We start from the raw sequence: 870 nt of genomic DNA, 5'->3' as shown, positions 1-870 counted from the left end.
ATTTGTGTTGCACTTGAATTGTAAATCAGGCGTTGCACTTGGATTATAAACCGGGCTTTATATTTTTTTTCTGAAACAATTACAAATATTGATGGAGATTTTTGAAAAAAGTGATACAATTACAATTATCACAAAAGCGAACTATAAACTTGATGTACTAATTTATAGTTCGTGATACAGGAGGAATACATTTTGGATAATTTTTTTCATCTAAAAAAATCGGGGACTAATGTCGGTACCGAGATCAGCGCTGGATTAACTACTTTTTTTGCTTTGTCATATGCTCTTTTTGTTATTCCAGGTGTTTTAAATGAGGCGGGGATCCCTGGCCAGGCAGCGTTTTTGGCCACGATTATTGCTTCAGTCGTGGGGACTTTGATCATGGGACTTTTTTGCAAACGTTCCTTATGCCTTAGCACCCGGCATTGGTTTGAATGCATTCTTTACATATACTGTTGTTATGAGTCTAGGTTTTCGTTGGCAAGAAGCATTAGCGCTTGTTTTTTTCTGTGGTTTGGTCAATATCATAATTACTGTAACCAAGATCCGGAAAATGTTGATTTCCGCCATTCCAGTTAATTTACAAGTCGCTATTAGTGGTGGGATCGGTTGTTTCATTGCTTATATTGGACTTAAAAATGCTGGATTCTTACAGTTTAAAACTGGTGCAGCTGATATTTTAAGCGTTAATAATAAGCCGTTTTCAGCCGAACAGGAACATTTTTCTCATGGCATTTCAAGTGTTGTTTCTGGTGGTGGAATCGTTCCTTCTTTGAGTAATTTTAATAATCCTGAGATCATCCTAGCTGTCATCGGAGTTTTAATCACAGTTATTTTACTAGTCGTCGTTTGTAAAATTAAGTTAGAAAT

The 870-nt window shown here is 36.1% G+C and carries 1 pseudogene; it reads left to right on the top strand.

Annotated elements, in window-relative coordinates:
* Positions 1-192 precede the first annotated feature (192 nt).
* Positions 193-870, top strand: a pseudogene (locus FC65_RS10865) (solute carrier family 23 protein); the annotation flags it as partial.

This window comes from Ligilactobacillus acidipiscis DSM 15836 (genome assembly GCF_001435755.1).
Taxonomy (GTDB): Bacteria; Bacillota; Bacilli; order Lactobacillales; family Lactobacillaceae; genus Ligilactobacillus; species Ligilactobacillus acidipiscis.
The sequence above is the reverse complement of the archived record's forward strand: the minus strand, read 5'-3'. Positions and strand labels throughout refer to the sequence as shown.